This is a genomic window from Acinetobacter uliginosus (genome assembly GCF_044130295.1).
In the GTDB taxonomy this organism is placed as follows: Bacteria; Pseudomonadota; Gammaproteobacteria; order Pseudomonadales; family Moraxellaceae; genus Acinetobacter.
On the sequence record NZ_JBIQOC010000026.1, the window covers coordinates 1 to 19,372 of the forward strand.

General features: G+C 43.9%; 16 protein-coding genes and 1 rRNA gene. 10 read left to right on the forward strand and 7 right to left on the reverse strand.

What is annotated here, in order from left to right; genetic code table 11:
* The 3 genes from rrf to ACE01T_RS06940 all read left to right on the forward strand — a co-directional run.
* Window positions 1-96: ribosomal RNA gene (gene rrf, locus ACE01T_RS06930) — 5S ribosomal RNA — on the forward strand; the annotation flags it as partial.
* Window positions 97-465: 369 nt separating this feature from the next.
* Window positions 466-2,868: a YgiQ family radical SAM protein gene (locus tag ACE01T_RS06935; RefSeq protein WP_395518995.1), complete on the forward strand. Its 2,403-nt coding sequence runs from the start codon at window positions 466-468 to the stop codon at window positions 2,866-2,868.
* 351 nt (window positions 2,869-3,219) lie between these two features.
* Window positions 3,220-3,765, forward strand: a complete 546-nt coding sequence (locus tag ACE01T_RS06940; RefSeq protein ID WP_092819236.1) for a DUF2726 domain-containing protein — start codon at window positions 3,220-3,222, stop codon at window positions 3,763-3,765.
* Window positions 3,766-3,809: 44 nt separating this feature from the next.
* Here ACE01T_RS06940 and ACE01T_RS06945 read toward each other — a convergent pair whose 3' ends face one another.
* The 6 genes from ACE01T_RS06945 to ACE01T_RS06970 all read right to left on the reverse strand — a co-directional run bounded on the left by ACE01T_RS06945 (window position 3,810) and on the right by ACE01T_RS06970 (window position 9,223).
* Window positions 3,810-4,169: a RidA family protein gene (locus ACE01T_RS06945; RefSeq protein ID WP_092819235.1), complete on the reverse strand. Its 360-nt coding sequence runs from the start codon at window positions 4,167-4,169 to the stop codon at window positions 3,810-3,812.
* 512 nt (window positions 4,170-4,681) lie between these two features.
* Window positions 4,682-5,737: a DNA polymerase IV gene (dinB, locus tag ACE01T_RS06950; protein WP_261181060.1), complete on the reverse strand. Its 1,056-nt coding sequence runs from the start codon at window positions 5,735-5,737 to the stop codon at window positions 4,682-4,684.
* Between the two features lie 47 nt (window positions 5,738-5,784).
* The gene (locus tag ACE01T_RS06955; protein ID WP_395518996.1) at window positions 5,785-6,105 is read right to left on the reverse strand and encodes a hypothetical protein; all 321 of its coding nucleotides are present in this window, start codon (window positions 6,103-6,105) and stop codon (window positions 5,785-5,787) included.
* 114 nt (window positions 6,106-6,219) lie between these two features.
* Window positions 6,220-7,005, reverse strand: coding sequence for a glycoside hydrolase family 25 protein (locus ACE01T_RS06960; RefSeq protein ID WP_395518997.1), 786 nt, complete (start codon window positions 7,003-7,005; stop codon window positions 6,220-6,222).
* An 80-nt stretch (window positions 7,006-7,085) separates the two neighbouring features.
* Window positions 7,086-8,477, reverse strand: coding sequence for a multidrug transporter subunit MdtD (gene mdtD, locus ACE01T_RS06965; protein WP_395518998.1), 1,392 nt, complete (start codon window positions 8,475-8,477; stop codon window positions 7,086-7,088).
* A 125-nt stretch (window positions 8,478-8,602) separates the two neighbouring features.
* A complete protein-coding gene (locus ACE01T_RS06970; RefSeq protein ID WP_300043906.1) occupies window positions 8,603-9,223 on the reverse strand; it encodes an LOG family protein in 621 nt (206 codons plus the stop codon).
* Between the two features lie 341 nt (window positions 9,224-9,564).
* On the opposite strand from ACE01T_RS06970, the gene ACE01T_RS06975 reads away from it, so the two are divergent.
* From ACE01T_RS06975 to ACE01T_RS07000, 6 genes are all read left to right on the forward strand, one after another.
* Window positions 9,565-11,142, forward strand: coding sequence for a TerC family protein (locus tag ACE01T_RS06975; protein ID WP_086195153.1), 1,578 nt, complete (start codon window positions 9,565-9,567; stop codon window positions 11,140-11,142).
* Window positions 11,143-11,503: 361 nt separating this feature from the next.
* On the forward strand, window positions 11,504-11,971 hold the full coding sequence (locus ACE01T_RS06980) for a YchJ family protein (RefSeq protein WP_395518999.1): 468 nt from the start codon (window positions 11,504-11,506) through the stop codon (window positions 11,969-11,971).
* A gap of 60 nt (window positions 11,972-12,031) precedes the next feature.
* Window positions 12,032-12,676, forward strand: a complete 645-nt coding sequence (locus ACE01T_RS06985) for a trimeric intracellular cation channel family protein (protein ID WP_086195155.1) — start codon at window positions 12,032-12,034, stop codon at window positions 12,674-12,676.
* Window positions 12,677-12,811: 135 nt separating this feature from the next.
* Entirely contained in the window at window positions 12,812-14,131 is a 1,320-nt protein-coding gene (gene niaP, locus ACE01T_RS06990; protein WP_395519000.1) for a niacin transporter NiaP, read from the forward strand.
* 164 nt (window positions 14,132-14,295) lie between these two features.
* A complete protein-coding gene (gene parC, locus ACE01T_RS06995; protein ID WP_395519001.1) occupies window positions 14,296-16,515 on the forward strand; it encodes a DNA topoisomerase IV subunit A in 2,220 nt (739 codons plus the stop codon).
* A gap of 148 nt (window positions 16,516-16,663) precedes the next feature.
* On the forward strand, window positions 16,664-18,340 hold the full coding sequence (locus ACE01T_RS07000) for an AMP-binding protein (protein WP_166169631.1): 1,677 nt from the start codon (window positions 16,664-16,666) through the stop codon (window positions 18,338-18,340).
* A gap of 50 nt (window positions 18,341-18,390) precedes the next feature.
* Here ACE01T_RS07000 and ACE01T_RS07005 read toward each other — a convergent pair whose 3' ends face one another.
* The gene (locus ACE01T_RS07005) at window positions 18,391-18,771 is read right to left on the reverse strand and encodes a hypothetical protein (RefSeq protein ID WP_395519002.1); all 381 of its coding nucleotides are present in this window, start codon (window positions 18,769-18,771) and stop codon (window positions 18,391-18,393) included.
* 105 nt (window positions 18,772-18,876) lie between these two features.
* Between ACE01T_RS07005 and ACE01T_RS07010 the strand changes: the two genes are divergently transcribed.
* Window positions 18,877-19,278 carry an MAPEG family protein gene (locus ACE01T_RS07010; protein ID WP_300043878.1) on the forward strand — a complete coding sequence of 134 codons (402 nt, stop codon included), beginning with the start codon at window positions 18,877-18,879 and terminating at the stop codon, window positions 19,276-19,278.
* Window positions 19,279-19,372: the final 94 nt, after the last annotated feature.

Genomic DNA, 19,372 nt, shown 5'->3' on the forward strand with positions numbered 1-19,372 from the left:
GTGAACCACCTGATCCCTTCCCGAACTCAGAAGTGAAACCTCTTAGCGCTGATGGTAGTGTGGGATTACCCATGTGAGAGTAAGTCATCGCCAGCTCATTATTCTAAAAAGCCCTCTGCATAAGCAGGGGGCTTTTTTTATGCGTGGGAAATATTTAGCTCCTAAGATTCGAGTCTAAACATTCTAATCATCAGATTTTGGAGTTTGCTGACTTTAAAATATTTCAAATCTTATCCCATCCAATTTGCATATTTCAAAGAATGAGTATGTTTAACCCTATAGGTGATCACTTACTGGAGAAGCTTTTTCAACTGAAGTGATTATTTTGGGAAGATAAATTAAATCACTGGTTTTGTACAAATTATAATCAAGCAACCTCAGCCGAATTCATGCTAAAATACTCGGCTTTCATCTTTGATCTAATTTTCAGGTCTTCCATCATCTGCCAGCCGAGAATTGCTAGCCATGTCTACTGCTTATACCATGCAGACAGCGCCTACAGCGTTGTTTGATTACGACAAATATTGGGCGTCGTGTTTTGAACCTGCGCCATTTTTGCCGATGTCACGCGAGGAAATGGATCAACTCGGTTGGGACAGTTGTGACTTTATTCTGGTCTGCGGTGATGCGTATATTGACCATCCCTCTTTCTGTTCGGGCATCATTGGCCGTACTTTGGAAGCTCAAGGTTTCCGTGTCGGGATTATTGCTCAGCCGGACTGGACCAGTGTGGATGCGTTCCGTGTATTGGGTAAACCGAATATTGCCTGGGGTGTGACCGCAGGTAATATGGATTCGATGATTAACCGCTATACGGCCGACCGTAAAATCCGTTCAGATGATGCCTATTCACCAGACAATGTGCCGAATAAACGCCCTGACCGCGCGGCAACCGTGTATTGCCAGCGTGTGCGCGAAGCCTATCCTGATGTGCCGGTATTGCTCGGTGGTATTGAAGCGTCGTTACGTCGTATTGCGCACTATGACTACTGGTCAGACAAAGTTCGGCGTTCGGTATTGATGGATTCTAAAGCTGATCTTCTCATGTACGGTAATGGCGAACGCTCGATTGTCGAAGTGATGCACCGTTTGGCCAAAGGCGAAAAAATTACCGACATCACGGATGTCCGTGGTACGGCATTTATTGTCAATAAACATAACAGGGCCTCTAAAGCCAAATTCGTTGAAATTGCATCGAATGATGTGGATGCGATTGGTCGTGTCGATCCGATTATCAACCCTTATGTCATGACTGAAGATATTGAAGGTTGTGAGATTGAACAGGGGAAAGACTCAAGCCAATACCAAGGTTTCCAGAAAGAACATGTAGCAAATCCAGTTGTTCGTGAAGGCGACAATCTGGATGCCGATACGCAAATTGTGCAGTTACAACCTGCTTCTAAAGCCATTAAACATAAATTGCCACCACGTGAACTGGCGGTAATCCGTTTACCTGCTTTTGAAGAAGTAGTGAATGATCCTGTGCTGTATGCGCATGCCAACCGTATTTTGCACCTGGAAACCAATCCGGGAAATGCACGTGCCTTAGTACAAAAGCATGGGGAACGTGATGTGTGGTTGAATGCGCCACCTATTCCATTGACCACAGAAGAAATGGATTATGTGTTTGATCTGCCTTATGCACGTCTGCCACATCCTGCATATGGCAATGCACGTTTCCCAGCGTTTGACATGATCAAGTTTTCGGTCAACATTATGCGTGGTTGCTTCGGTGGCTGTACTTTCTGTTCAATCACGGAACATGAAGGCCGTATTATCCAGAACCGCTCGGAAGACTCAATTCTTCGTGAAGTGGAAAAGATTCGTGATACCGCACCGGGCTTTACCGGCATTATTTCGGACTTGGGTGGTCCAACGGCCAACATGTACCGTTTGCACTGTAAAGATCCGGAGATTGAAAAGAACTGCCGTAAACCATCGTGCGTGTTCCCGGGCGTGTGTCAAAACCTGCATACCGACCATGCACCGTTGACGCAATTATACCGTAAAGCACGCGCGATTAAGGGCATCAAGAAAATTCTGATCGGTTCAGGTTTACGTTATGACCTGGCGGTATTAAACCCTGAATATGTCAAAGAATTGGTCACCCATCACGTTGGTGGTTACCTCAAGATTGCGCCTGAACATACCGAAAAAGGTCCGTTGTCGAAGATGATGAAGCCGGGTATTGGCACTTATGACCGTTTCAAGCAGATGTTTGACCGCTTTAGTAAAGAAGCAGGTAAGGAACAGTATCTGATTCCTTACTTCATTGCGGCGCATCCGGGAACGACCGATTACGACATGATGAATTTGGCGATTTGGTTGAAAAAGAATGGTTTCCGTGCCGATCAGGTACAAACCTTCTATCCATCGCCAATGGCCACAGCAACGACCATGTATTACACCGGTAAAAACCCGCTGGCGAAAGTGGCGCGTTATACTGAAAATGTGGATATTGTGAAAGGTGAGAAACGTCGCCGCTTGCACAAGGCCTTCTTGCGTTACCATGATCCAAATAACTGGCCAATGTTACGTGAAGCTTTGAAAGAAATGGGCCGCTCAGACTTGATTGGTAATTCGAAACAACATCTGATTCCGAGCTATCAACCACAAGGCACAGAAGGGCAATATCAGTCTGCACGCAAGAAAAACTCGACCTTGGCGGGAGATTCTGCAAAACGTACAGGTGAAAATACTGCAGGTAATCAATCACGTAATGTTGCCAATACAAATGACAATAATCGTCCTAAAAAAGGCCAGATTTTGACTCAACATACCGGCTTGCCACCACGTGAAACCGGGGAAAAACGTCCATTTGCGGGTTCTAAATCCAAAACTAAATCTAAACCTAAATCAAAAGCTTGATTTAAAAATAAAAAAGAGCGCTCCGGCGTTCTTTTTTTATCATTAAGTTAAAAAAATAATGGCGAATGAAACAGTTCGTCGGAATTGTAGGACAATCTCAAAAAGTAATCTTGCATCCCTACTGTGCCTTGCGATACAGTTGTTTTGTGTCTGAAAATGGATTCAATTTGGACATAGAGGTAAAAATAAAATCAGTACAACTTTTTGTCAGCATTTATGATGATTTTGTCATGATTAAATGCAGTTTGTTTACTTGAAATATTTAATAAAAATAATTGTTGTATACTGAATTTTATAACAATCATCGGTGTGACACCGGAAAAGACTATAAAAAATTAAAGGATTAAGAGGATGATAATTTATATTTTGGTCGGAAGTTTACTTCTGTTTGGCGTTCTGCTGAAGGCTTGGAAAAGTCTGGAAGGTAGTGCTAAACAGCAAGATAGTGCTTTAAAACAAAGAGCTATTTTTAATATTAGTGAACAGATAACTTTTACACGTCTCAAAGAAATATTGCCGCACAGCACAGTGTTGACGCATGTTTCATTTGATGCCTTGTTGACGACCAAATACAGCCGTACCCGCCATAAATATCGTAACATGGTGGCAGATTTTGTGATTTTAGATGAACATCATCAGGTTTCTGCCATTATTGCACTGGATGATCCGATGGCTTTAAGGCATCCGCAAAATGCCCAATATCAGGATGCGCTGTTGGCGATGGCTGGATATCGGGTGATTCGCTATGAAGATGTACCGGAATATTTTCAGTTAAGACAAGATTTTTTAATTGAAAACCCTGCTGATTTTCAGCTGGATGAGTTAACAGAAGCTACAATAAAAAAGTATGAGTTTTATCCAGATTTGGGACGAAAGAAAATCCGAATGTTAGGTTAAATCAGCATAAGCATGAATGACTGTTCATGCTTATTTTTTTGCTTTTAATTTGATGCACGCACAGCAGTGACGGTCATTTCCACCAAAACATCAGGGGCATACAGCTTGGCTTCGACACAGGTGCGAGGCAGGGCTTCAATATCAGCGACCCAGGCATCCCAGATTTCATTCATCGCTGCGTAGTCATTTTCAATATCTTTTAAATAAATGGTCACCGACATAATCTGACTCTTGTCTGTACCGGCATCGGCCAGCAAGCGATCAATAATTTCCAGGGTTTGCCGGGTTTGACCTTTAATGTCTAGCGTTGTATCCGCAGCCAATTGACCCGCCAGATGGACCAGGTTGCCTGAAATGGCAATTTCAGAAAAGCGCTTTTCAACGTGCAGACGTTGTACTGTCATAATAAGAGTCCTTTATTTTCGGCATAGTTGCTAAGCGCCATATTGTGGACACATAGCCTGCAGCCTAGTAAATGGCAATATCATAATGCCATGCGCCTTTAGCGTAAATCATTTATCGGGGCAGCCATGATGAAGCTGAAACAGTAACGGAAGAGATTTTTTAAAATTAACAGGAAGGAAAATCAGAACATACCGGAAAAAATCAGACGGATTTACAGCAGCATTGATAAAATGATTCAGTAGAGTATGAAAATATGCTGTTTTTTGAGAGTGTATAAAAAATGCAGAAGAGATGTGATGGAGAGTCCATGCGGTTCAACAGAGTTGCCCTGTAACATTCGGATTTGATCGTCACGCCAATCACAGGACAGCATGCTAAAAGTAAAGGTGATTTTTAGCATCTCGGCGTTTACATGGATAAATGTATCGCGCCCATAGAGTACCGCAAAAATCATGTTTGTGTATCATTAATTGGTCTAATTTTATTCTTTTGATTGAAAAACGTGCAAATACTACCAGAGTGAAAGCTGTGACTGATCCTGCTGCTCCGAAAGCTGGTAAAGCCCAACGCCAATCAGGCGAAACTGATAACTTTCCGGAATATGCATTTCAGTGATTAGCTGTTGCAGTACCTGTTCCAGTTGTTGCCGATTTTGTAAAGGCTGTTTGAAACTTTTGCTGTGTTGCAAGACCTGAAAATTTTTTAACTTGAGTTTGGCTGAAACCCCGCGTGCACTGAGTTGTTTTCTCTCCAAACTGCTCCAGACTTGATCAATCAGTCGAGGCCAAGCATTCTGGCATTGGATTAAGGTCAGGTCATCATCAAAGGTGGTTTCTTTGGAAATTTGCTGGCGTTCACGTTCAACTTGTACAGGCCGTTCATCAATCCCCTGGGCATAGAGAAAAAGTCGTTTGCCATATTTGCCAAAATGCTGAACCAATACATTCTGCTCAATTTTTTGTAAATCTCCCAGCGTTTGCAATTGCAGCCGCTTGAGCTTTTCTTGCATCACTTTTCCTACGCCGGGAATTTTCTTTAGCGGTAAATCCTGAATAAAACTCTGTACTTGAGAAGGCTTAATGACACAAATGCCATCCGGTTTGTTCCAGTCCGAAGCAATTTTGGCTAAAAATTTATTGGGTGCGACCCCGGCAGAGGCAGTTAAACCGGTAACTTTAAAAATATCTTCCCGTATACGCATGGCCACTTCTGTGGCACTCGGAATATTTTTCAGATTTTCTGTGACATCCAGATAGGCTTCATCTAAAGACAAGGGTTCAATCATCGGGGTATAATCTTGAAATACCTGATGAATTTGCGCAGAAATGGCACGATATTTTTCAAAATCGGGTTCAATGATGACTACATGGGAACAAAGCTTTCGGCCTTGTGCCATCGACATGGCAGAGCGCAAGCCGAACTCGCGCGCAGGGTAGGACGCTGCACAAATGACTGCCCGTGGATGATGTGAAGACACGACCACCGGCAAATGTTGTAACTCCGGCCGGTCTTTGAGTTCTACGGATGCAAAAAAGGCATCCATATCGATGTGAATGATTTTTCTCATGCAGTCCCAAACTCTGCCTGTACATGCTGGGCTTCAGTATCTCATCTTCACCGATCAGATTGTAGAGCAGGATCAAGTGGATACGACACAGGTTGACTAAGTAAAACCAGCCGGGTGCGTTGTTGTTCTGCTGCTTGAATCAGAATTTTGAGGCTTTGCTCGGTGTGATCTGCCAGATAAGGTAAAAATTCCAAAGGCTGGTCAATCGGCTGGAAAAAGTTATCCCAGTGAATTGGCACCACGACTTTAGGCTTTAAGCTTCTCAGGGTTTGATCGAGATAGTTTTGCAGATGCCTTATATTGCCATTTTTGAAAATCAGACACTTGACCTGAAGGTTGCAGTAGTAGAACCACGGCAGCCACTCCAACGAGTATGCTGATGCCTACTCCCGCCACTCAAAATCCTTTTTGATTTGCCAAAAATTTCCCGTTTTTATGCAGTTTTATTTTTTTATCGTGATTATATAAATGGAGTTATCTTGTTATTTTTTTTGTAAAGTTTCCACCTTGTTAAGTGAGTAGATTCCATTGCGTTCTAAAAATCGTGTCCAGTCATCCTCATCGCCATTAAACACATTTAAGTCGACGGTTTTGTTAATGCCCTTGATGGTACCCTGATTGGTATGCTGCCAGAACAGCCATTTTGGCTTGCCTTTTAAATCGGGTTTGCTGTGATATTCACGGACCCAGAGCGGTGTTTTTGCAAACTCTCCCGCTAAAATAATGTTATAGAAAGCTTTGGAAATATAGAAAATCGGTTGCTTGCCATAATGCCGATATAGCCGGTCATGCATGACCTGAATTTCTTTTAGCAGTTGTTCCTTGGTATAGGTATTGATGCAGTTGCTGTCATATTCGAGATCAATCACTGGAGGCAAGGCATTGGCTTTATTGGGTACGGTTTCAATAAAATTTTGCGCCTGAATTTCGCCATCCCTGCATAAACGATAAAAATGATAGGCACCCACAATGAAACCATGTTCACGGGCTTGCAGCCAGTAATCCTGAAATTTCCGATCTTTAAAATCACCACCTTCAGTAGCTTTCAGATAAACAAATCGATAGGTTTTGGGTGAAATCTGTTGCCATTGAATATCGCCCTGATGATGCGATACATCAAAACCTTTGACCGGATATTCCTGTGCCGAAGCAGGATGATGAGGCAAGACAAAAAAATACAATACGATTGCAACACAGCTCAGCAACAGGCCGACGCAAGAGGCATACAGCTTGTGATGATGATGCTTGGCGAATCGTTTTTTAGACATAGATAATTTAGGCGTGATTTATCAAACACATGATAACGCGATCTGAACATTCAGACCACGTTGTTTGTAATAGCGTCTGATTATATCGGGGTGTGACGTGGAATTTGCCAGAAAATGGCTGTGGTAATCAGGTTAATGCAGCCGAGGAAAATCAGTGTGGTGTGGAAAGCCGTCACGATCTGCTCGCTACCGAAATAGGCGCTAAAGACATTGACCAAGGTTCCGGCTAATGCCACGCCGATACTCATCGAGACCATCATGATCATGGATAAAAAGCTGTTGCCACTACTGGCATCTTGCTGAGGTAAATCCTTCAGGGTCAGGGTATTCATGGAGACAAACTGCAAAGAATTTAGTATGCCGAAAACAAAGAAATGTAAGGCTCTTAACCAAGTTGGGGTATCCGCCGTAGTGAGGGCAAAACTGGCAATACATGCGCCGACCAATAAGGTATTGACCAGTAATACCTGGCGATACCCAAAGCGTTGAATAATCTGGCGAATAATCGGCTTGGAAGCGAGAGAACCCAGTACGGTCGGAATCATCAACAGACCGGTAATAAATGGCTCAAAGCCAAAGGCAACCTGCAACATCAGCGGAATTAAAAAAGGTATCGCGTTGCCGCCTAAGCGGGCAAAGAAATTACCGATAATGCCTATAGCATAAATTTTATTGCTAAATAATGTACTGCGGAACAGCGCATTGTGATGTGTATGGGCATGAATGGCATAGATAATCGCTGCCAAGACACCCGCAAGTACCAGACCTATACTCCACCATAGCGATTGATGCGGGCTGGCAAAATTTTCAATGCCCAGTGAAAGGCCCACCATGGCAATCACTAGCAAAATAAAACCTGAAAAATCAAATGGCTTGACGCCAGGCTCGGTCACGTTGGGCATGGCTTTAAAGGTGATGAGAACCCCTAAAAGCCCCATCGGAATATTGATTAAAAAAATCCAGTGCCATGTTGTCACTTCGACCATCCATCCGCCCAATGTCGGACCAATCAAGGGACCCATCAGACCAGCTAAACTCATCAAGCTCATGGCAGATAAAAACTGGGTACGCGGAATGAGCTTGAGCATCGCCAGCCGGCCTACAGGAAGTAACAATGCACCGCCAATGCCCTGAATGACCCGATAAAAGAGCAGCTGGTTTAAACTGCTGGACAGTCCGCAGCCCAGTGATGCCAAGGTAAAAATAATAATGGCCGCAAAGTAGGTATTGCGCACGCCAAAACGGTCGGCCAGCCATCCGCTTAAGGGAATACAGGCAGCGACCGAAAGCACATATGCCACCACCACACTATGCATCTGCAGCGGATCTTCAGCCAGATTGGCAGCCATGGCTGGAATTGCCGTATTGACAATGGTGGTATCCAAACCTTGCATAAAAAAACCGATCGATACCAACAACACTAACAGGCGGAATTCAGGTTGTAGGGCTTGATGCGAAGGAGTGGCGTTCATAACAATATTAAAGTGATTTTTTACAGAGTTTAAAGCAATCCGTTTAAAGTGGTGTAAGAAAAAGTTGTGCTATCCATTATGGGACAGCACTGTCTGGAGTTCGTTTTTTATGTCCTGGCTTGGACTTAAATGGCAAAGTGTTGTGGTGCATCCAGATTTTTAATGGCATTGAGAATCTGATCGGCATGATTGCAGATAATCAGTTTGGCCCGATGCTGCGGCGGTAAAAAGCCTTCACTGACCGCATGATCCAGCTGGCTCACTAGGGCATCATAAAAGCCATTCACGTTATAGAGCATCATCGGTTTTTGATGCTGATTTAACTGTCCCCAAGTGGCAATTTCCAGAATTTCTTCAAACGTGCCCAAACCACCGGGTAAAGCGACAAAAGCACTGGCACGCTCAGCCATCATGGCCTTGCGTTCATGCATGCTTCGTACAATGTGTAATTCGGTGAGCTGATGATGCGCAATTTCATAATCCAGCATAAATTCAGGGATCACCCCGACGGTTTCACCGCCACGCTGTCTGACGGCATCAGCCACTTGCCCCATGAGGCCTATACTTGCGCCACCATAGACCATGCCGAAACCCAGATCAGCCAGTGCCTGAGCCAAAGCTACGGCTTTTTCCTGATAAATTGGTTTATTGCCTGAACGTGAACCACAGTAGAGTGCAATTAAAGGTTGAGTTGTTTTGGGAGTAGGATTGTTATGTTTGGGAGTCATTTTTAATACACTGTTCATCATTATATTTTTACCATAGCATTTTATTTTTTCAGTCTCTAGCTTAACTGTTAAATATGACAGGTCGTGATCAGCCTTATACCAACCTTGCAAAGATTTGTTGAAATTGGGTGAGCTAAAAACAGCGCAGTGAGGAAAAGAGGATGAATTTCTACTTCATCTTGCTATACTAAAAATCTGTTTTCCAACAAATGAATTAACATGGGTAGTGGTTGTCCTCGCTCTGAACACTTCGATGCTTCTGAAAAAAATATACAGCATGCTGTTCATCGCATATTCAGCGATTTTAATATGAACCTTCTAAAATCAGTCCCTCATCATCCTGCACAGGAGAATATCCAATGATCTTGGAATGGATGTCAGATCCATCAGCATGGATTGGACTGGCAACTTTAGTGGTTCTAGAAATTGTACTGGGGATCGACAACCTGGTTTTTATTGCCATTTTGGCGGAAAAACTGCCCCCAGAGCAGCGTAATGCAGGCCGTATCGTCGGCTTGATTATGGCTTTGTGTATGCGGTTGATTTTACTTGCATCTATTGCCTGGGTGGTGACCTTGACCCAGCCACTGTTCCATGTTTTGGATCATCCTTTTTCCGGCCGTGACCTGATTCTGCTGTTTGGTGGTGTCTTCCTGTTATTTAAAGGCACCATGGAATTGCATGAGCGCATAGAAGGCGCTCAGCCGCAGAAAGAAGAAAACCCGGTGCATGCCGCATTCTGGATGGTGATCGTTCAGATTGTGGTACTGGATGCCGTATTCTCTCTGGATAGCGTGATTACCGCAGTCGGCATGGTCAAAGACCTGTCGGTGATGATGATTGCGGTGGTGATTGCAGTCGGCATCATGCTGTGGGCATCTAAACCGCTAATGACCTTTGTCAACAGACATCCGACCGTGGTGATTCTGTGCCTCGGCTTTCTGATGATGATCGGCTTTTCACTGATTGTTGAAGGCTTTGGTTTCCATATTCCTAAAGGCTATTTATACGCGGCGATTGGTTTCTCTGTGGTGGTGGAATTTATCAACCAGACCATGCGCCGTAATCAGGAGCGCATGGTGACCACGACGGACCTGCGTTACCGTACTGCTTCTGCCGTTATGCGTATGCTCGGGGGGAAAAGTGAATCGCAAAACAATGAAGCCGAAGATGTGCTGGCGACCCGTGCCTTTGCCGATGAAGTCTTTAATGAAGAGAACGGAGTTTACCACAGTGTGCTGGTGCAAGGTGTGCTGGGGCTGTCGGAACGGCCGGTGAAATCGGTGATGACGCCGCGTCCGGAACTGGAATGGATTGATCTGGATGAAGATGAAGCCTCCATTAAAGAACAGTTATTAAGCATGACCCATTCACGTTTGATTGTGGCACATGGTGAACTGGACAATATTGCCGGTATAGTGCTGACCCATAAAGTCATGAACGACTACATCGAAACTGGAAAACTGAATTTTGAAGCGCATTTACGCGAGCCGGTGATTGTACATGAAAATGCCCAGGTGTTGATGGTAATGGAACAGTTGCGTCAGGCACCGCTGCAAATGGCGATTGTACTGAATGAATACGGTTCGATTGAAGGGCTTGCTACCCCGATTGATGTGCTTGAAGCGATTGCCGGTGAATTCCCTGATGAAGATGAATTTGAAACAGCTGCAGAAAGTCTGGAAGACGGGACTTTAATCCTGGAAGGTTCTACCGATATTCGTCATGTTTCCTTGTTGTTAAACCGTGATCTGGTAGATGAGTCTGAACAGTATTCAACCTTGTCCGGTTATATCCTGTTCCATCTGGGGCGTTTGCCGGAAAGTGGTGCCAAATTGCAGGCAGATAAACATATTTTTGAAGTGGTGACGATGAATGGCCATAAAATTGATAAGGTTCATATCATCCCGCTCAATCAAAATCAGACAGAAGATTAATTTCATCCTGCACAGATGATCTTTATTGAGATTGAATTAAAATAGCCCGCATTGTCGGGCTATTTGATTATGAGGGTCTGTTGACATTTCATAAATGGCTTGCGTTGTAGGCTAAAATTGATCAGACAAGGAATGAAATGCAAAGAATGGTGGTTCCATTTTTAAATTTCATAACGAAGTCTGGGATAATTTTAGCCACAACCCTTCGGGACTAGAGTATTTTTTGACGCTACGTCGTTGTGAACTACGCATTTAGAATGACTAAATTTTGTAGTTCACGCCTTGTATCCTCTAAAAAATACTCGTAGTCGCAAACATAGACGAAGTGTTAACAGACCCTAATCTAAGTTGGAAAAAATTGATGTCAGAAAGCAATTGTCCATGTGGACAGGGGAATTATGCCCACTGTTGCCAACCCTTACATTTGGGTCAGGCCAAAGCACACACTGCAGAGCAATTGATGCGTTCACGTTATAGTGCCTTTGCCAAACAGGAAATTGACTATATTGTTCAAACCACGGCATTAGGCCAGCAACAGGCGCTGGATGTGGCAGCCATTGCCGACTGGAGCAAAGCCAATCAGTGGCTCAAGCTGGAAGTGGTTCGGACTCAGGAAAAACTGGACAAGAACCATGCCCAGGTCGAATTTAAAGCCCATTATCATGATGGCAAACAGGTCCAGATTCATCATGAAATTTCCCATTTTGTAAAGCATGAAGGCGCATGGTATTTCCTTGATCCGACCACAGCTATGCACGTCACCATGAAACAGCCGTGTATTTGCAGTTCAGGGAAAAAATTTAAGCAATGTTGTGCACAATATCTGTAATTCTTCGCTCAATTTGCCTTAGAATAGCGCGCATCAATTACCCTTAGGGGAATCAGGGCAATGTTGCTATTGGTCATCTATATTATCGCAATTACGGCTGAAGCCATGACAGGGGCACTGTCGGCAGGTCGGCGCAGTATGGACTGGTTTGGGGTAACGCTGATTGCCTGCGTGACTGCACTGGGTGGTGGCTCGGTTCGCGATGTACTGCTTGGGCACTATCCGCTGACTTGGGTGAAGCATCCGGAATATCTGGTGCTGACCTGCTGTGCTGCCTTTGTCACCATCCTGATTGCCAAATGGATGCGCCATTTACGTTCCATCTTCCTGATTCTTGATGCCCTGGGTTTAATCGGTTTTACCATCATTGGCTGTCAGATTGCCTTGCAGATGGGGCATGGCTTTGTGGTTTCCGCAGTAGCTGGGGTGTTAACCGGAGTTTCCGGTGGTATTCTGCGCGATATTTTGTGTAACGATGTGCCACTGGTATTCCGCCGTGAATTGTATGCCAGTATTTCTTTTGTTTCCGTGATCTGTTACTGGATTTGTCAGGATATCGGTTTCTCTCTGGAAATCACTGTTATTTCCACCTTAATCTTCGGTTTCTCTTTACGCTGCATCGCCATCTATTTTGGTCTGGAAATGCCGAAATTTATTTATAAAGATGATGATGACCAGTCCGCATCTTCCAAAGATGCTTCCTAGAATATTGCCTTAATATGATGAATGACCGACGAAATGAGCGGTCATCATCTGCAAATTGGCGTATAAAAATTAATACAATTATAAATCCTGTTGGGAAAGCAGCATGCATTCTTTCACCAAATCAGAGCTCTTGTTATGGATTTAGTCTCACGTATACAACGTTTACCGATTGGTAAGTTTCACTATACCTTGCTATGGGTGATTGGTCTGGGCTGGATGTTCGATGCCATGGATACCGGATTGATTTCCTTTATTCTGGCCAAAATGGCGGAAGACTGGGCCATGATGTCGGATGATAAAAGCTGGGTGGTTTCCATTGGTTTTATTGGAATGGCCATTGGGGCAGTGTGTTCGGGAGCTCTTGCCGATCGCTGGGGGCGTAAAACGGTTTTTGCTTCAACCCTGGTGATTTATAGCCTGGCAACCGCGGCTTGTGCCTTTGCACCGAACCTCAGCTGGCTGCTGGTGTTCCGTTTTATTGTCGGGCTTGGACTGGGTGGTCAGTTACCTGTGGCGGTGACGCTGGTGAGCGAATATATTCCCGCTCATGTCCGTGGCCGCTTTATTGTGCTGCTGGAAAGTTTCTGGGGTTTGGGCTGGCTGGTGGCAGCACTGGTTTCGCGGTTTGTGATTCCTGATTTTGGCTGGCATGCTGCTTTTCTGATTGGGGGTATTCCTGCGCTGTATGCGATTGTGATCTGGAAAATGGTACCGGAATCCGTACCGTACTTAATTAATCGGGGTCGACATAAAGAAGCGCATGCTTTGGTGAAAAAAATTGAAGCGCAATGTGGCGTGGAAGTGATTGAAATTTTTGAAGTCAAACCGGTGGCCGAAAAGCATGACATTAGCTTCTCTCAACTCTGGTCCGGCATTTTTGCCCGCCGTACCCTGATGTTGTGGCTGATCTGGTTTGGTATTGTATTTTCCTACTACGGTATTTTTACCTGGCTGCCAAGTTTGCTGGTCAAAGAAGGCTATACCATTGTGAAGTCTTTTGAGTATGTACTGGTGATGATTCTGGCCCAGTTGCCGGGTTATATTGCTGCGGCATGGCTGGTGGAAAAACTGGGACGTAAGGCAACATTGGCCGGTTTCATTGCCATGTGTGCGGTCTCTGCTTATTTCTTTGGTCAAGCGGACAATGTGACCCAGATTGTGCTGTGGGGCTGTTTGATGTCCTTCTTTAACCTGGGCGCTTGGGGCGTTTTATACACTTATACCCCAGAACAGTATCCAGCCAATATCCGTGCCTTCGGTTCGGGCTGGGCCGGAGCTATTGGCCGTATTGGTGGTATTTTCGCGCCATTTGCTGTCACCCATATAATGGTGCTCGACCATGGTTTCAGCTATGTCTTTATGATGTTTACCGCCGTTTTAATTGCCGTAGCACTGATTATCCTGCTGCTGGGTGAAGAAACCAAAGGTAAAACTTTAGAGTCGATTGGTTTATAAAATTGCTGATTTTTGGCTTGATTGGCCCTTATAAAATGGATATTTTTAGTCCATAAGACACAATTTGTCGCAGAGTGTGGGTTACTGCCCTTGTGTAGTCCGCAGCTGCGACATAGCATAACAACGTAGATACAAAAACGAATTATTTAGGATTTCACGCTTTTATGACCAGCCTTGTGCATCATGCGACAGAAAATCGTTCCGTAGCCGAATTTACTGAACAAGCTTACCTTAACTATGCCATGTACGTGATTATGGACCGTGCATTGCCGCATATCAGTGACGGTTTAAAACCGGTACAGCGCCGTATTGTCTATGCCATGAGTGAATTGGGCTTAAAGCATAGCGGTAAACCGAAAAAATCGGCTCGTACCGTGGGTGATGTGCTGGGTAAATACCATCCGCATGGTGACTCTGCCTGTTATGAAGCGATGGTACTGATGGCACAGCCATTCAGTTACCGTTATCCTTTTATTGAAGGTCAAGGTAACTGGGGTTCACCCGATGATCCGAAATCTTTTGCAGCAATGCGTTATACCGAAGCCAAACTTTCGCTTTATAGTGAAGTACTGTTGGCTGAATTGGGTCAAGGCACCTGTGATTGGCAGGACAACTTTGATGGTTCAATGAAAGAGCCGGTGAATTTGCCAGCGCGTGTACCGAACATCTTATTGAACGGAACCACAGGCATTGCTGTGGGGATGGCGACCGATATTCCACCGCATAACTTGCGTGAAGTGATTAAAGGCACCATCGCGCTGATCCGTAATCCAAATTTAAGCGATGAAAAAGTGGCGGAATATATTCCGGCACCCGATTTACCGACCAAAGCCGAAATTATCACTGCACCTGAAGAACTGCTCAAACTGCAAACCACAGGACGTGGCAGTTACCGTATGCGTGCGGTCTATAAAATAGAAAAAAATGAAATCGTGATTACCGACTTGCCGTATCAGGTGTCGGGTTCTAAAGTGATTACCCAGATTGCCGATCAGATGCAGGCGAAAAAATTGCCTTTGGTCAGTGACCTGCGTGACGAATCGGATCATCAAAATCCAACCCGTCTGGTGATTGTATTACGTTCTAACCGGATTGATGCCGAAGCAGTGATGAGTCACTTATTTGCAACGACTGATCTGGAATCCAGCTATCGCGTCAACATGAACATGATTGGTGCCGATGGCCGTCCACAAGTGAAATCGATTCGCCGCATTTTGCTGGAATGGATCGAGATTCGTAAGAATACGGTAACGCGCCGCCTGCAATACCATTTAAATAAAATTGAAAAACGTCTGCATATCCTTGCCGGCTTGATTATTGCCTACTTAAATATTGATGAAGTGATTCGCATTATTCGCGAAGAAGATCAGCCCAAACCGGTGCTGATGTCCCATTTCAATATTGATGAAATTCAGGCCGAAGCTATTTTGGAACTCAAGTTACGTCACTTGGCACGTCTTGAAGAAATGGAAATGCGCCGTGAACAGGATGAACTGGAAGCGCGTGCGGCCATTATCCGCGAGCAGCTGGCCAATCCTGAATCTTTAAAAGCATTGATTATTAATGAACTGAAAGAAGATGCGAAAAAGTTTGGTGATGACCGCCGTTCGCCTATTGTACGCCGCGCCGAAGCATTGGCCATTAATGAACAGGACATGTTGCCAGCCGATCCTGTGACTGTGGTGTTGTCTGAGGCGGGCTGGATCCGTTCAGCTAAAGGCCATGAGGTCGATGCCGAAAATCTGAATTTCCGGGCCGGTGACCAATATTTAAGCCATGCTCAAGGTAAATCCAATCAACGGGTCTATATACTGGACGATACCGGTCGTAGTTATGCACTGGCTATTAACACTTTACCTTCGGCGCGTGGTTTGGGTGAACCTTTAAGTTCCAAACTTGCACCCGCCAGTGGGGTAGGTTTTATTCAAGTATTTATTGCCGAGGATGAAGCTGAAATTTTGGCCTTAAGTTCCAAAGGTTATGGCTTTAAAACCCAGGCGAAACAACTGGATACCAATGCCAAGGCAGGGAAGTCCTTTCTGACTGTGCCTGAAGATGGCAAAGCGATGCCACTGCAAGCAATAGAACAGGCGACTCATGTGGCCTTACTCAGTTCAGCAGGCCGTATGCTGGTTGTCGATTTGTCAGAATTACCAAGCTTGAACAAAGGTAAAGGTAATAAATTGATACAACTCGAGGCGAAAGATCAAATTGTATCTATGACAATGTTGAATTTAGATGAAATAATTCAAGTAGTTGCTGGACAGCAACAATTAAAATTAAAAGGTGATGATCTGCAAAAGTATATCGGTAAGCGAGGCACTAAAGGTCAACTCTTACCACGAGGATATCAAAAAGCAAATAGACTGTTCATTCAAAGATAAAACTAGCATCCCAGATATGAAATAGGCTATATATGGTGTAATTCGTGCAAATGGATGCTTTGTTGAACAATACAAAAGGAAAAAACCAGGTTCAGCAAAGAAAAAAATAGTTTAAAAACTAAGGATTAAGATTGGAGTGATAGGCATTATGGAAAAGATTTGGTTCGCTGAATACCAAAAGACAGGGATTCCAGAAACTGTAGAATTACCGGCTGAAAATACCTCATTGGTTGATGTGTTTGAACGTAATTTCCAGAAATTTGGCTCACGTGACGCCTTTATTTTTATGGATAAAGTTCTCTCTTTTAATGAGTTGGAAGAAGCAAGCCGTAAATTTGCAACATATTTACAAAGTTTAGGTTTGGCAAAGGGTACACGTGTGGCGGTGATGATGCCAAACGTGCTTCAATATCCTGTTGTCGCATTGGGGATTTTCCGCGCAGGTTTAGTGCTTGTAAACGTAAACCCGCTTTATACTTCTCGTGAACTTGAGCATCAGTTAAATGACTCCGGTTCTGAAGTGCTGGTCATTATTGAAAACTTTGCAACGGTTTACCAGGCAATTATTGGTAAAACCCCTGTGAAGCATGTGGTAGTGGCTTCTGTGGGTGATATGTTGGGTGCCTTAAAAGGTACATTAGTCAACTTTGTTTTACGTTCAGTGCGTAAGCAAATTCCGGCTTGGAATATTCCAGGACATATCCGTTTTAATGCAGCAATGTCTAAAGTCAGCGCAAGCAATTATAAGCGTCCAAACCTGACGCTCAGTGATACAGCCGTACTTCAATATACCGGTGGTACTACGGGTGTTTCTAAAGGGGCTGAACTGACTCACCGTAACCTGGTTGCAAACATGTTGCAGTGCGACGGTATTTTCCAAAGTAAATTTGGTGCTCAAGATGGGCAACCGGATGACCGTATTTTCTGTGCTTTGCCACTCTATCACATCTTTGCCTTCATGGTCTGTGCGCTGTACGGCATGTATAAAGGTCAGGCGAATGTGCTTATACCAAACCCGCGTGACTTACCTGCGGTAATGAAAGAATTGCGTAAATATCAGCCATCATTCTTCCCGGCAGTAAATACCTTGTTTAATGCCTTGGTGAACAATGAAGAATTTAGACAGCTGGACCATAGCAAACTGAAAATGGCGATGGGTGGCGGTATGGCAGTCCTGCCTTCTACTGCTGAAGCATGGAAGAAAATTACTGGCACCAATATTATTGAAGGTTACGGTTTATCTGAAACTTCACCGGTTGCAACAGCCAATCCACCGCAATCCACTGAATTTAGCGGTACCATTGGTATTCCATTACCGTTGACTGAAGTTGCAATTTTGGATGATGATGGTAATGAAGTGCCGCTTGGCGAACAGGGTGAAATCTCGATTCGTGGTCCACAAGTCATGAAAGGCTATTGGAACCGTCCAGATGAAACTGAAAAAGTGATGATCAACGGTTTCTTCCGTACCGGTGATATTGGGATCATGGATGATCGTGGTTATATCAAGATTGTAGATCGCAAGAAAGACATGATTCTGGTGTCGGGCTTCAACGTTTATCCTTCAGAAATTGAAGAAGTAATTTCTACGCATCCGAAAGTATTGGAAGTTGCTGCGATTGGTGTGCCGGATGAAAAATCAGGTGAAGTGCCTAAACTGTTTGTGGTGAAGAAAGATCCGTCACTCACCACAGAAGAAGTGCTTGCTTTCGCTAAAGAGAACTTAACAGGCTACAAACGCCCACGTTATGTTGAATTTATAGATGAATTACCAAAGTCCAACGTAGGTAAAATCTTACGTAAAGACTTGCGTAAAACTGCATAAATGCTGCAATAAAAAAAGCGCCGTGATCGGCGCTTTTATATTTGGGCTTTTTAATCTTTTAACATCCATCGATCAATATAGGGACGTGCTATCCCAGTAATCCATAGAAAGGTCGTGATGCTACCGAATTGATAGATGTATCGCTGTAAATCAAATGCACCAAAGCTATATAAATTATCGAGCAAACAGTAGAGTGCAACGACTGTCGTCCAGATCCAAAGGGCTTGGCGTTTAATCCCGATCATCCAAAGTGCAAGAATAGAAATAACAATGGTAAAAATAAGAGAAAGCCTGTTGAAATTGGCACACACGACTGAAAGTAAAAATCCTGTAATAGGCAATACGATTTTGAGTACCCGATCCACTTTAAGTTGATGCTGGCGCTGCTTTTCGAGTACATCAAACATTTTTTCCTGATCAGGAGTGATCATTATGGATCCTTATTGCTCGTTTATAAAAACGCTATAATTTACAAAAAATATTGTGAAAACACCATGCTATGATAGGCAGCATAAAATTTTAATGAGAAAAATGAGATGCAAAGCATTAGCGGAATAATCTATCTCATCTTAATCGCATGTTTATTGCCCTATGTTTTTACTGCAATTGCAAAAAAAATAGCCGGTTTTAAAGCAAGAGATAACCAGAACCCGCGCGAATTTTTGGCTAAAACCACAGGTTTGGCCGCCCGTGCCAATGCGGTACAACAAAACAGTTTTGAAAGTTTACCTTTATTTATTGCCTCCATTTTAATGGCAGAATATATGGTGATTTCTCAAACCGTAATCATGACTTTTGGTATTGCCTATATTTTACTCCGTATTTTTTATGGAATCTGCTATTTAGCTAATTGGGCTACTTTGCGTTCTATTATCTGGATCCTGTCCTTGCTTTGTCCGATTTGTCTGTTGCTACTGGTCATTAAATTAACCACATAAGGCCTGAGAAGGTGGAAATATATATTTTCACCCAGCAGATGTATAATCGAAAAGTTATTTAATACGCAAAAACCGTTATAATCGTCGCGGTTTA